This is a genomic window from Streptomyces sp. MBT53 (assembly GCF_016654115.1).
GTDB lineage: Bacteria > Actinomycetota > Actinomycetes > Streptomycetales > Streptomycetaceae > Streptomyces.
In genome coordinates, this window is record NZ_JAEQAZ010000259.1 from 1 (window position 1) to 12,576 (window position 12,576).

At 72.2% G+C, this 12,576-nt stretch carries 13 protein-coding genes; 7 read left to right on the forward strand and 6 right to left on the reverse strand.

From position 1 onward, the window contains the following. Positions 1–1,070 (reverse strand): hypothetical protein (locus tag JHN45_RS46755; protein ID WP_201055495.1); only part of this gene is annotated, 1,070 nt, incomplete at its 3' end. Between the two features lie 197 nt (positions 1,071–1,267). On the opposite strand from JHN45_RS46755, the gene JHN45_RS46760 reads away from it, so the two are divergent. The 3 genes from JHN45_RS46760 to JHN45_RS46770 are packed head-to-tail and all read left to right on the forward strand — an operon-like array spanning position 1,268 to position 4,065. After that, positions 1,268–2,155: a Nif3-like dinuclear metal center hexameric protein gene (locus JHN45_RS46760; RefSeq protein ID WP_200717008.1), complete on the forward strand. Its 888-nt coding sequence runs from the start codon at positions 1,268–1,270 to the stop codon at positions 2,153–2,155. Next, positions 2,152–2,895, forward strand: a complete 744-nt coding sequence (locus tag JHN45_RS54575; protein ID WP_200717009.1) for a zinc ribbon domain-containing protein — start codon at positions 2,152–2,154, stop codon at positions 2,893–2,895. Before JHN45_RS46760 ends, JHN45_RS54575 begins: the two co-directional genes overlap by 4 nt. 12 nt (positions 2,896–2,907) lie before the next feature. Beyond that, positions 2,908–4,065, forward strand: a complete 1,158-nt coding sequence (locus JHN45_RS46770) for a bifunctional RNase H/acid phosphatase (RefSeq protein ID WP_201055497.1) — start codon at positions 2,908–2,910, stop codon at positions 4,063–4,065. On the opposite strand, the gene eda is transcribed toward JHN45_RS46770, so the two are convergent. Then, entirely contained in the window at positions 4,040–4,690 is a 651-nt protein-coding gene (eda, locus tag JHN45_RS46775; RefSeq protein ID WP_200717006.1) for a bifunctional 4-hydroxy-2-oxoglutarate aldolase/2-dehydro-3-deoxy-phosphogluconate aldolase, read from the reverse strand. The genes JHN45_RS46770 and eda overlap by 26 nt on opposite strands. 79 nt (positions 4,691–4,769) lie before the next feature. Beyond that, positions 4,770–5,552, reverse strand: coding sequence for a peroxide stress protein YaaA (gene yaaA, locus JHN45_RS46780; protein ID WP_201055499.1), 783 nt, complete (start codon positions 5,550–5,552; stop codon positions 4,770–4,772). Positions 5,553–5,628: 76 nt separating this feature from the next. On the opposite strand from yaaA, the gene JHN45_RS46785 reads away from it, so the two are divergent. Further along, positions 5,629–7,095: an RNB domain-containing ribonuclease gene (locus tag JHN45_RS46785; RefSeq protein ID WP_201055502.1), complete on the forward strand. Its 1,467-nt coding sequence runs from the start codon at positions 5,629–5,631 to the stop codon at positions 7,093–7,095. Here the strand turns inward: JHN45_RS46785 and JHN45_RS46790 are convergent. The 3 genes from JHN45_RS46790 to JHN45_RS46800 are packed head-to-tail and all read right to left on the reverse strand — an operon-like array spanning position 7,046 to position 10,050. After that, positions 7,046–7,648, reverse strand: a complete 603-nt coding sequence (locus JHN45_RS46790) for a hypothetical protein (RefSeq protein ID WP_201055504.1) — start codon at positions 7,646–7,648, stop codon at positions 7,046–7,048. The genes JHN45_RS46785 and JHN45_RS46790 overlap by 50 nt on opposite strands. After that, a complete protein-coding gene (locus JHN45_RS46795; RefSeq protein WP_201055506.1) occupies positions 7,645–8,421 on the reverse strand; it encodes a MerR family transcriptional regulator in 777 nt (258 codons plus the stop codon). The genes JHN45_RS46790 and JHN45_RS46795 overlap by 4 nt, the downstream gene beginning before the upstream one ends. 33 nt (positions 8,422–8,454) lie before the next feature. Then, on the reverse strand, positions 8,455–10,050 hold the full coding sequence (locus JHN45_RS46800; protein WP_201055507.1) for an FAD-dependent monooxygenase: 1,596 nt from the start codon (positions 10,048–10,050) through the stop codon (positions 8,455–8,457). Positions 10,051–10,097: 47 nt separating this feature from the next. Between JHN45_RS46800 and JHN45_RS46805 the strand changes: the two genes are divergently transcribed. The 3 genes from JHN45_RS46805 to JHN45_RS46815 form a co-directional block, all read left to right on the forward strand. Beyond that, complete coding sequence (locus tag JHN45_RS46805) at positions 10,098–10,721, forward strand: TetR/AcrR family transcriptional regulator (RefSeq protein WP_201055508.1); 624 nt, start codon at positions 10,098–10,100, stop codon at positions 10,719–10,721. Between the two features lie 83 nt (positions 10,722–10,804). Next, complete coding sequence (locus JHN45_RS46810) at positions 10,805–11,632, forward strand: AraC family transcriptional regulator (RefSeq protein WP_200717535.1); 828 nt, start codon at positions 10,805–10,807, stop codon at positions 11,630–11,632. 22 nt (positions 11,633–11,654) lie between these two features. Beyond that, positions 11,655–12,576, forward strand: a 922-nt coding sequence (locus tag JHN45_RS46815) for a DMT family transporter (protein ID WP_236584853.1), incomplete at its 3' end; no start/stop codon positions are given.

Here is a 12,576-nt window from a genome sequence, read left to right on the forward strand (position 1 = left end):
CCGTTGTCCCCCGCCCCCCTGGGCACCGCCAACCGCAGCACACCGCACGGCTCCTCCCGTGTGGCGTACGGCAGTTGCAGCACCCCGTCCTCGCTCCACAGCCCGGCGCCCGCCAACCACCCCTCGGGCGCCGGGAGTTGGAGCAGCTGCCGGTCCGTGGGCCGCCATACGCCGAGCCAGCTGCCGCCCGGCCCGTCGATGCGCAGCGCGACCCCGCAGTTCTCCGGCGTCAGCACCTGGCCCGGTTGGATCGCGAACGGCGTCACCGTGCAGTCCGCCACCCGCAGGCACTCCGGGAACCGCACCGGCAGCGTGGAGCCGATCACCCCCCAGCCCAGCCGGTCCTCCCGCCCGGGCGACGGCGCGTCCGAGCGGATGAGCAGCAGCCCGCTGTCGGGGTCGGCCGCGAGCAGCCGGTCGTCGCTGTCCGCGGCGATCTGCAGCAGCGGCGACACCTCCCCGTCCCGCTCCAGGTCGACCACGATCGCCTTGGTCCGCCCGCCGACCTCCCGGTCCAGCGCCAGCATCCGTCCCGTCCGGTCGAGCCAGACCCCGCCCGAACAGCGCCCCGGCACCATCGCGAGATGCTCGGGCCCGAAGGCACCCCCCGCCACCAGCCACACGGCCGTCGACCGCCGGCCCACGGCGAGGGCGTACGCCTTCTCGCCGCCCGGCGCCGGCGGCAGCAGCCGCAGCCGGGTGTCCGGGTCCGGGCACTCGATCGCGCCGAGCGGCAGCTCACCGGTGCCCGGGCCGGTCGGGTAGAGCAGCGAGAACGTGTGCCGCCCGTCGACCAGCCGCCGGATGAGCACCCGCCCGTCGCCCATCGGCTGCACCTCGCTGCCGGGTTCCTCCGGCTGGTTGCCGGGCAGCGGCACCGCGTACGGCTCGGGGCCGTCCAGGGTCCACCGCTCCGGGAACAGACAGTCGCCGGCCGGCGCGAGACGGGCCGCGTACGCCCCGTCCGCGCTGATCGCGCACGCGGTGTCCGCGGCACCGTCGGTCCGCGTCTCCCCGTCCGTCTCCCCGTCCTCGTCCGCCGCCGTGGGCTCGATCGCACAGGCCGTCATGGTTCGGTCACCTCCGGCGACGAAACTAGTTTTCGTACGTACGGACGTGGGACCGATGAGCAGCCTCATCACACATAAGGGTGGCCAAGTAACGATTCGCCTGAGGAAACCGGGACCGGTGTGCTGAACGGGACCGTAGGCCGTCTACGGCCGCTTCAGCGGTTCAGCCCCACAGTGCGGCCAGGTAGCCTTTGCCCGTGCCCCGTCAGCCCGTATCCCGTCAGTCCGCACCCCGCCTGTCCGAAGTCGTCGCCGCGCTGGAGAACCTGTGGCCCGCCGAACGGGCCGAGTCCTGGGACGCGGTCGGCACGGTCACGGGCGACCCGGACCAGGACGTCACACGCGTGCTGTTCGCCGTGGACCCGGTCCAGGAGATCGTCGACGAGGCGGTGAAGCTGGGCGCCGACCTCCTGGTCACCCACCACCCCCTCTACCTGCGCGGTACGACCACGGTCGCGGCCTCCACCTTCAAGGGCCGCGTGGTGCACACCCTGATCAAGCACGACATCGCGCTGCACGTCGCCCACACCAACGCCGACCGCGCCGACCCGGGAGTCTCCGACGCCCTCGCGGGCGCGCTCGACCTGCGTGTCGTACGACCCCTCGTGCCGGACCCGAGCGATCCGGAAGGTCGTAGGGGCCTGGGCCGGATCTGCGAGCTGGACCACCCGCTCACCGTCCGCGAACTCGCCGCCCGCGCCGCCGAGCGCCTGCCCGCCACCGCGCAGGGCATCCGCGTCGCCGGCGACCCCGACGCCCTGGTCCGCACGGTCGCCGTCAGCGGCGGCTCCGGCGACAGCCTCTTCGACGACGTACGCGCGGCGGGCGTCGACGCCTTCCTCACCGCGGACCTCCGCCACCACCCGGTGTCCGAGGCCCGCGCCCACAGTCCTCTCGCGCTGCTCGACGCGGCGCACTGGGCCACCGAGTGGCCCTGGTGCGAGCTGGCCGCCGCCCAGCTCGACGAGATCTCCGACCGCGAGGGATGGGGCCTGCGGGTCCACGTCTCCAAGACGGTCACCGACCCCTGGACCGCCCACGCGGCGTCCATCGCCACACCTGACCCACTGGGAGCCCCCAACTGAACGCCGCGCCCGCCGACCAGATCCGACTTCTCGACGTCCAGGCCCTCGACGTACGCCTCCAGCAGCTCGCGCACAAGCGCAACTCACTGCCCGAGCACGCCGAGATCGACGCGCTGACCAAGGACCTCACCCAGCTGCGCGACCTGCTCGTGGCCGTGCAGACCGAGGAGAGCGACTGCGCCCGCGAGCAGACCAAGGCCGAGCAGGACGTCGACCAGGTCCGCCAGCGCGCCACCCGCGACCAGCAGCGCCTCGACTCCGGTGCCGTCACCTCGCCCAAGGACCTGGAGAACCTCCAGCGCGAGATCGTCTCCCTCGCCAAGCGCCAGGGCGACCTGGAGGACATCGTCCTCGAAGTCATGGAGCGCCGTGAGTCCGCGCAGGAGCGCACCGCCGAACTGACCGAGCGGGTCGGTTCCGTGCAGGGCAAGATCGACGACGCGACCGCCCGCCGCAACGCGGCCGACGAGACCCTCGAAGCCGACGAGACCAAGGCGGAGAAGGAGCGCGAGGTCATCGCGGCCACCATCCCCGCGGACCTCCTCAAGCTCTACGACAAGCTCCGCCAGCAGCAGGGCGGCATCGGCGCGGCCAAGCTCTACCAGCGCACCTGCCAGGGCTGCCGCCAGGAACTCGCCATCACCGACATCAACGAGATCCGCTCGGCGGCCCCCGACACGGTGGTCCGCTGCGAGAACTGCCGCCGCATCCTGGTGCGCACGTCCGAGTCCGGTCTCTAAGGGGTTTACGGCGTGCGGGAGTTCATCGTCGAGGCGGACGGCGGTTCCCGGGGCAACCCGGGGCCGGCGGGCTACGGCAGCGTGGTCATCGACGCGACGACGGGGGAGACCCTGGTGGAGGCGGCCGAGTACATCGGCGTCACCACGAACAACGTCGCCGAGTACCGAGGCCTGATCGCGGGCCTCCGCGCCGCCCACACCCTGGACCCCGCCGCCCGGATTCACGTCCGTATGGACTCCAAGCTCGTCGTGGAACAGATGTCGGGCCGCTGGAAGATCAAACACCCGGACATGAAGCCGCTGGCGGGGGAGGCGGGTTCGGTGTTCCCGGTGGACCAGGTGACGTACGAATGGATCCCGAGGGAGAAGAACAAACACGCGGACAGATTGGCGAATCAGGCCATGGATGGGGCGCAGCCCATCCAGGGGCGCGGGGAACTGCGCGACCAGCCCCCACCGGCCGCCACTGTGACAACCGACAGGACTGACGTCCGAGCCGCCCTCAACGTGGCCGCCCCCAGCCCGGGTTGGGCCCCCGCAGACATGACCGCCCCCGCAACATTCGTCCTACTCCGCCACGGAGAAACCCCCCTAACACCCCAGAAGCGCTTCTCCGGCAGCGGCGGCACCAACCCCTCCCTCTCACCCGTCGGCCAGGACCAAGCCGCCCGCGCGGCAACCGCGTTGGCGGCCCGCGGCACGATCCAGCACATCGTCGCGTCCCCCCTCACCCGCACCCGCGAGACCGCCGCGGCCGTGGCGGACCGTCTCGGCCTGGACGTGACGATCGAAGAGGGCCTGCGCGAAACGGACTTCGGCGCCTGGGAGGGCCTGACCTTCGGCGAGGTCAGGGAGCGCTACCCGGACGACCTGACGACGTGGCTGGGCGACCCGGCGGCCCAACCCACGGGCGGCGGCGAGAGTTTCGCGGCGACGGCGACCCGTATCGCCGCCACCCGCGACAAGCTGATCGCGGCCTACGCGGGCCGCACGGTCCTGCTCGTCACGCATGTCACGCCGATCAAGACATTCGTCCAACTCGCCCTGGGCGCCCCGCCGGAGGCCCTGTTCCGCATGGAACTCTCCGCGGCCTCGCTCTCCGCGGTGGCCTACTACGCGGACGGCAACGCGAGCGTACGGCTGTTCAACGACACGTCCCACCTGCGCTGAGCGTCGCCGCCTCGCGGGCCAGCGCCTCGATCCGCCCCCAGTCGCGCGCGGCCACCGCGTCCGCCGGGATCATCCAACTCCCGCCCACACAGCCGACGTTGGGCAAGGCCAGGTACTCCGGTGCGGAGTCGACCCCTATCCCACCGGTGGGGCAGAACCGCGCCTGCGGCAACGGCCCGGCCAGCGACTTGAGATAGGCCGTACCGCCCGCCGCCGCGGCCGGGAAGAACTTCATCTCCCGCACCCCGCGCTCCAGCAGCGCCACCACCTCGGACGTGGTCGACACCCCCGGCAGGAACGGCACTCCGGACCCCTGCATCGCCTCCAGCAAGAGCTCGGTCCATCCGGGGCTCACCAGGAAACCGGCCCCCGCCGCCACCGACTCCTTCACCTGCCCCGGCGTCAGTACGGTCCCGACCCCGACGACCGCCCCCGACACCTCGCCCGCGATGGCCCGCAGCGCGTCCAGCGCGGCCGGTGTCCGCAACGTCACCTCGATCGCCGGCAGCCCCCCGGCGACCAGCGCCCGCGCGAGCGGTACGGCGTCGGCGGCGTCCTCGATGACGACGACGGGCAGGACGGGAGCGAGATCGAGCAGCGAGGAGGAAGCCGAGGGGGTAGCCATGGCCTCATCCTGCCGAGCGGAAGCAGTGTGCGCAAAGGTCATTGCATATGCTGCAACGCGCACCCGCCCCGGGAAATGCTCAGTGAATCTCGTCCACCAGCACGTCCAGCGACCAGGCCCGCCCCGCCTGCCCGGGTGCCTCCGCCTCCACCTCGTACCCCAACTCCCGCAACGCGTCCACCAGTTCAGCGGGCGTCCCGGGCGCGGCCGAGGCGCTCAGCAGACTGCGCACGATCCGCCCCTTCGTCGCCTTGTTGAAGTGGCTGACGACCTTCCGGGTCGGCGCGTGCAGCACCCGTACGGTCGCCGTCCGCCCCGCGACCTCGCCCTTCGGCTTCCACGCCGCCGCATACGCGGAGGACCGCAGATCCAGCACAAGACCGTTGCCCGCGGCCTCGGGCAGCACGGCCGCCATCGGTGCCCGCCAGTGCGCGCCCAGCGCACCGAGCCCCGGCAGCCGTACCCCCATCGAGCAGCGGTACGACGGGATCCGGTCCGTCACCCGCACCGCGCCCCACAGGCCGGAGAAGACGAGCAGGGAGCGCGCGGCGCGCTTCTTCGCGGCGGGTTCGAGGGAAGCCAGGTCGAGGGCGTCGTAGAGCACACCCGTGTAGATCTCACCGGCGGGTCGCGCGCCGGCGGTCCGCAGATCGACGTTCTTCGCGATCTCGCCCCTGAGGCCCTCGCTCAGGCCGAGCACCTCGCGTGCCTTGTCCTCGTCGGCCGCGCACAGGTCGACGAGTTCGTCGAGTACGGCCGCACGGGCGTCGGCGAGTCCCGGCAGCGACAGTGATTCCGGCTTGAGCGGGGCACCGCGGCCGGAGGAGGCCTTGCCTTCGGAGGGCGGCAGCAGGACGAGCACGGTGGGTTTCTCCTTACGGTGGGTGCTGCGCCAGCGTAAAGGGTGCGGCCGGGCGGAATGTGCCTACGCTCGTGTCATGCCCCGCCGCCGCATCCGGGTGACCGGCACCCCCGAAGCCCCGCTCCGTGCCGCCCTCACCGCGCTCCGCACCGAACTCGGCGTGCCCGAGACCTTCCCGCCGGAGGTGCTCGCGGAGGCGATGGGGGTCCCCCCGTTCGAGCGGAGCCGAGAATGGGGGAGGGCGGCCGCGGCGCCGCTGCCGCCGCTCCCGGACGCCACCGACGTCCCCTTCTTCACCGTCGACCCGCCCACGTCCATGGACCTCGACCAGGCGATGCACGTGTCCCGCCGGGGCACCGGCTTCCGTGTTCGGTACGCCATCGCCGACGTCGCCTCCTTCGTCGCCCCCGGCGGGGCGCTCGACGCGGAGGCCCACCGCCGCGTGACCACCCTCTACTTCCCCGACGAGAAGACCCCGCTGCACCCGCCCCTGCTCAGCGAGGGCGCCGCGAGTCTGCTGCCCGACGTGACCCGGCCGGCTGTGCTGTGGACGATCGACCTGGACGCGGACGGCCGTACGGTCGCCGTCGACGTCCACCGGGCGCTCGTCCGCAGCCGGGCCAAGCTCGACTACGCGACCGTGCAGCAACGGATCGACACGGGCACCGCCGAGGAACCGGTCGCGCTGCTCAAGGACATCGGCGAGGCCCGCGAACGCCTGGAGGTGGAGCGCGGCGGCATCTCCCTCAACGTGCCCGAACAGGAGATCGTCGAACGCGACCACACCTACGAACTCGCCTACCGAGCCCCGCTCCCCGCCGACGGCTGGAACGCCCAGATCTCCCTGCTCACCGGCATGGCCGCCGCCGACCTGATGCTCGCGCACGGCACGGGCGTCCTGCGCACCCTGCCCGCCGCCCCCGACGGCGCGGTCGGCCGCCTGCACCGCACCGCACACGCCTTGCACATCGACTGGCCGCACCACGTGTCGTACGCCCAGCTGATCCGCTCCCTGGACCCGCACCTCCCGCACCACGCGGCCTTCCTCCAGGAGTGCACGACCCTGCTGCGCGGCGCGGGCTACACGGTCTTCCGCGACGGCGACCTCCCCGCCATCACCACCCACGCGGCGGTGGCCGCCCCCTACACCCACTGCACGGCCCCGCTACGACGGCTGGTCGACCGCTACGCCGCCGAGATCTGCCTCTCTCCCGCGTCCCCGCCCGCCTGGGTCCTGGCCGGCCTCGACGCCCTCCCCAAACAGATGGCCGACGGCACCCGCCTCGCGGGCACGGTCGAGCGCGAGTGCGTCGATGTCGTCGAGGCCGCGCTGCTGAAGGACCGTGTCGGCGAGCTCTTCGACGGCTGTGTGGTCGACGTGGAGGAACGTCAACCCACGGTAGGGAAGGTGCAGTTGGACACCCCGGCCGTTGTCGCCCGGATCGAGGGCGGTACGACTCCGCTGCCGCTGGGGGAGCGGCTGCGGGTCCGGCTCACGCAGGCGGACCCGGGGACGTCGAAGGTACGGTTCGCGCCTGCTTGACCGCCGCTACGAGAGTGTCGGCGTCGTCGGCGTGGAAGCGGACGGTGCTCACCTCCTGTTGGCGCCCGAGGAAGGTGAAGTGGGTTACGGGCTCGGTGAGTTGGAGTGTGACGGTGGTCTGCGAGCCGATGGGGAGGTTCAGTTCGCCGTCGGCACGCTCGTGGGTCATGCGCAACTCCCGCCGTACGGAGGCGACTTGGTCCAGCGGTATGCGCAGGTCGACATGGACGCCCCGGCGGATCCGCAGCGAGTCGGCCGCCAGGACGTGCGGGCGGACCGTGAAGGCCGCGTGCATGCCGACGACGAACACGATGGTGTAGACGTCCAGGGCGAGCACGACGCGGTGCACCGTCGGCAGGTTCCGCAGCAGCACGGACATGGTGAGCGTCTCGATCACGCACACGAACACGAGCGCGGCGATCATCGCCCCCTGCCCCCGCCCGTACCCGAACGCCCGCCCGCCGTCCGCCACTTGGGTCCGCCGGGTGATCCACAGCCAGAGGCTCGCCAGCAGTCGCAGCTCGTGCCGCAGGAGCACGGACACGGTTCTCATGGCCGCCCCCGGGTGACGAGTCGCAGCATGCGGCGGATCGCCTCGGCCTGAGCCGGCGCGAAGTCCGCGTAGAAGGCACGCAGGAAGCCGCTGTCCTCCTCGACCGGGCTCCCCTCGGGGAGCAGCGTGGCCGGAACGCAGGCGGCGAGGGCGCGGGCCGCCTCGTCCACGCGCGGGTCGGCGGGGTCGACGGGGTGCTCGGTGTCGGCGAGCGCGTCGAGCAGCGCGTACGCCTCGTGCGCCCGGGCGACCGCGTCCGGTGTGGCGACGGCGCTGCCCACCAGGTCCATGATCCGCGCCCGCTCGGCCGGGGTCGCCACGGTGTCGAGCAGGGCGAGCATCTCGCGGTCCTTGGCGGCCATGGGTGAGTCGGCCGGGAGCGTCGACGTCTGGGTCAACTCGCTGAACACCGCAGTCAGTTCGGGGGAGACGGGCCCTTCGGCGGGCAGTTCTCCCGAGTCCAGCAGGGTGCGCAGCCGGGCTCGGCGCTCCCGGATCGCGGACTCCTGCCGGGCCAGGTCCTCGTCGAGTTCCGTGAGCACCTCGACGAGGTCCCGGCCCGCGTCCTCCGCGAGCACGTCCCGTACCTCGGTCAGCCCCAGGCCCAGCTCGGTGAGCCGCCGGATCCGGGCGAGCACGACGGCGTGCCGCAGGCCGTAGTCGCGGTAGCCGTTGGAGCGCCGCTCGGGTTCCGGTAGTAGGCCCAGGTGGTGGTAGTGCCGGACGGTCCGCGTGGTGACGCCGACGGTCTCGGCGAGTTCTCCGATCCGCATGGGACCAGTAGAAACGCTGACGTTGCGGCAGGGTCAAGCACCGACCGGCGCGCCGAACCACAGCCGCAGTGCTTCGGTCGGATCGTTCTCGGTGCCGTCCGTGTCCGCCGCCCAGGCGGTGAACCCGTCCGGGCGCACCAGCAGGGCGGCGAGTTCCGGCTGCCCGGGGCAGGAGGCGGTCAGGACGTCCACCGCGCCCTCGTAGCCGTCCGCGCGGGCCCGGAGTTTCGGGTCGTCGGCGAGGTCGAGGAGGAGGGCGCGGCCGTGGTGGAGGTGGTCGGCGAGGCGGGTGCCGTCGGCGAGTTCGAGGTCGGGGGCGCTGCGGCCGGTCAGCGGGTGGTCGCCGGGGAGGTCGTAGCGCTGCCAGACGCCGGAGATCCGCTTGACGAGATACGTCGTCCCGTCGACCGTCCCCGCGAGGTCGGTGACCACCGAGCGCAGCGCGCGGGAGTGCGGCTCGGGGCGCATCACCGCGATCTGGGCGCGCGTCCAGTCGAGCACCCAGGCGCCGATCGGATGCCGTTCCGCGGTGTAGGTGTCGAGCAGCTCGACCGGTGCCCGGCCGCGCACGACGAGGGCGAGCTTCCAGCCGAGGTTCATCGCGTCCCCGACACCGAGGTTGAGCCCCTGCCCGCCGAACGGCGAGTGCACGTGCGCCGCGTCGCCCGCGAGCAGTACCCGGCCCGCGCGATAGGTGTCCGCCTGACGGCAGTTGTCGGTGAACCGGGTCGAGGAGTGCACCTTGTGCACGGTGACGTCGACGCCGGTCACCCGGCGCACGCTCGCCTGCAACTCCTCGGCGGTGACGGGGGATTGGCGGTCCTCGGGCGGTCCGTCGAACTCGACGGTGAGGATCCGTCCCGGCAACGGCCCGAAGGCGTACGTCCCCACGTCGGTGGTGTTCCAGCCGCCGCGCAGCGGTTCGGTGCCGGTCATGTCGGCGATGGCCTGGTAGCCGGTGATCTCCGGTGCGGTGCCCGGGAATTGGATCCCGGAGAGCTTGCGCACGAGGCTGCGGCCACCGTCGCAGCCGACCAGCCAGCCGGCCCGGACGGCGTACGGCGCGGAGCCGTCCGTGGGGGAGAGGCGGACCGTCACGCCCTCCTCGTCGGTGTCGAAGCCGGTCAACTCGACCTGCCTGCGCACCTCGACGCCGAGCGCGTCGGCATGCCGGCCGAGCAGCCGCTCCAGCGGGGCCTGCGGGACGAGTCCGACGCGGTCGACCGGGCCGAGGTCCGCGAAGGCCGGGTCCGACTCGTCGAGCAGATCGGCCCGCAGCATGATCCCGGAGAAGTGCCCGGCGAACTTCGGCGGCGGAACGGGGTTGTTGTCGTCGCCCCCGCCGTGCGTCCGCCTGAACTCCTTGAAGCGGCTCATCGCCTCCTCGTGGATCCCGGTCAGCTCGGGCAGCAGTCCGCGCCGGTAAAGGGCCACGGTGGTCGTGGAGTTGAGGCCGCCGGCCTTGATGGTCTCGTCGACCTCGGCCAGCCGCTCCACGACCAGCACGCGGGCTCCGCCGAGGGTCAGCTCGGCGGCGAGCAGCAGGCCCACGGGTCCTGCTCCGGAGACGACGACGTCGTAGTAGTTCGTTTCGGTGTTCTCGCTGATCTTGGTGCTCTCGGTGTCCATGACCATGAGTGTAGTCACTAAAAAATTATGTTCGCTACACTGTTCTCATGAGCGATGGTGAGCTCTCGCTTAGAGAGCGCAAGAAGCGGGCGACCCGACAGCGGATCTCGAACGTGGCCACCGGCCTGTTCAAGGAGCGGGGCTTCGACGGGGTGTCGGTCGCGGAGGTCGCACGCGCCGCCGAGGTGTCGACCATGACCGTCTTCAACTACTTCCCGCGCAAGGAAGACCTGTTCCTCGACCGCATCCCGGAGGCGGTCGAGGTGCTCAGCGGGGCGGTACGCCACCGCGCCCCGGACGAGACCCCGCTCGCCGCGCTGCGCCGCCTCACGCTCGAACTCCGCGACCAGCACCACCCGTTGGCCGGCCCCAACGACAACTTCCCGGCCTTCTGGCAGGTCGTGATCGACTCGCCGGCCCTGCGCGCCCGAGCCCGCGAAGGCCTGGAGGAGATCGAGAACGCCCTGTCCGACGCCCTCGCCGAAACCGCCCCGGACACCCCCGACCCCGCACTGACCGCGGCCCTGATCGTCGCCGCGTACCGATCGGTGTACGTCACCACCGCGCGCCGCCTGCTCGCCGGCGAACGCGGGGACGCGACGACCGAGGACCACCAGGCCCGGATGAACGCGGCCTTCGACATCCTGGAGCGGGCGCTCACGCAGGCATGACGGCCGTCGTCGAAGCGGGCGCTCACCTCGGCATAGCGGGCGCCCCCGCCGCGTTGCACTCTTCAGGAAAGGGGGTCCCACTGGTGAACGCACGCGAACAGGCCCTGTGGACGAGGGCGAGACTGGGCCACTGCGGCCCGCCGCTCGACCTCCTGACCGCCCGCTTCGACCGGCACGTCTACGCCCCGCACGCCCACGAGGAGTTCACGATCGGCGTCTGCGTCGACGGCTCCGAACTCATCGACTACCGCGGCGGCCACATCCGCACGACCCCCGGCTCCATCGTCGTACTCGCCCCCGGCGAGATGCACACCGGCGGCCCCGGCAGCACCACCGCCGGCTACGCCTACCGCGCCCTCTACGCCGACCCGGCACTCCTGACCGACGGCACCCTCGGCGGCGTCCCGCACTTCCGCGAACCGCTCCTCGACGACGCCGAACTCGCCCGCGCGTTCCGCCTCGCGCACACCGAACTCAGCGTCTGCCCCGACCCGTTGGAGGCCGAGTCCCGCCTCCCGTGGCTCCTCACGGCCCTGGCCCGCCGCCACTCGACATCCCGCCCGGCACCGGACCTGCTCGTTGGCGCGTCCTGGGTGGCGCACGCGGTGAGGGACCGCTTGGCGGACGACCTGCTGGCCCCACCATCGCTCTCAGCCCTGGCGGCGGACTTCGACCTGTCCCGCTACCAACTCCTCCGCGCCTTCCGTACGACGATGGGCATACCGCCGTACGCCTGGCTCGCCCAGTACCGGGTCACCCGGGCCCGCGGCCTGCTGGAGGCGGGCGGGAGGCCCGCCGAGGTCGCGCTGCAGGTGGGCTTCGCCGACCAGGCGCATCTGACCCGCTGGTTCCGGCGGGTGCTCGGGGTGACTCCGGCGGCGTACCGCAACAGCGTTCAAGACGCCCGATGAGGCGGCGGCGCATCCTCGCCGTATGACTGCACGCGGCTGGTTCCTGTTCTCCCTGATGGGAGTGGTGTGGGGCATCCCCTACCTGATGATCAAGGTGGCGGTGGACGCCCCGCTCTCCCCATCCATGGTCGTCTTCACACGCTGCGCCCTGGGCGCCGTACTCCTGCTCCCCTTCGCCCTACGACAGGGTGGCCTGACGCGAGTGGTCCGGTCGCACTGGCGCCCCATGCTGGCCTTCGCGTGCATCGAGATCGTCGGCCCGTGGTTCACGCTGACCGACGCGGAACGGCACCTGTCGAGCTCTACGGCGGGTCTGCTGATCGCGGGCGTACCGATCGTCGGGGTGCTGATGGCGAGGTTCTTCGGCGCGGCCGAACGGCTGGGCGCCCGGCGGGTGGCGGGCCTCGCCCTCGGCCTGTCCGGGGTCACGGTCCTCACGGTCCCGCATCTGACGGGCGGCGACGCGCGCTCCCTGGCGGAGGTGCTGCTGACGGTGCTCGGCTACGCGACGGCGCCCCTGATAGCGGCGCGCTACCTGAAGGACGTCCCGACGCTCCAACTGACGGCGCCGTGCCTGGCGTTGGCGGCGCTGGTGTACGCCCCGGCGGCGGCTTTGACCTGGCCGTCTACGGTGCCCTCGGCTCAGGTGCTGGCGTCTCTCGCCGGTCTGGGGGTGATCTGCACGGCGGTGGCGTTCGTGGCCTTCCTCGAACTGATCAAGGAGGTCGGCCCGACCCGCTCGACGGTGATCACGTACGTCAACCCGGCGGTCGCGGTGGCGGCGGGCGCGCTGTTCCTCGGCGAGGATCTGACGGTCGGCATCGGGGTGGCCTTCACGCTGATCCTGGCGGGGTCGGTGCTGGCTACGGCGGGGCCGGGTGGAGCAGGGGGAACAGAGGGCTCGGCGGGACCGGAGCGCGGCAAGGAGGCCGCCGGGGGACTGG